The following is a 251-nucleotide window of genomic DNA, read 5'->3' on the forward strand; positions in this document are numbered from 1 at the left end:
GCCTGGCTTCTTACGCGCTCCGGGTCATACGGCTCGCGTCTTTCCAGCGTTGCATAATTGGTCCCGAAACGGGCCTGGTGCATCATGGCGCGGCCCTTGGCGTCCCGGTCCTGGCGAGCAGCCTTCTCGACGGCCTTCTCGACATACCCCAGTTGCATGGCCATCTTCACGTCGTCCAGCGCCTCTGCAACCACATACCGGCGCTCATTGCTGATGCCTTGCGCATCGACGGTCTTGAGCCAGGGCAGATT

1 protein-coding gene is annotated in these 251 nt (G+C 62.2%); it reads right to left on the reverse strand.

The window, feature by feature from the left end:
* On the reverse strand, positions 1–251 hold a 251-nt coding region (locus NTD88_RS05055; protein WP_262155762.1), incomplete at both ends, for a hypothetical protein.

The organism is Pseudomonas sp. 20P_3.2_Bac5, assembly GCF_025466035.1.
Classification (GTDB): domain Bacteria; phylum Pseudomonadota; class Gammaproteobacteria; order Pseudomonadales; family Pseudomonadaceae; genus Aquipseudomonas.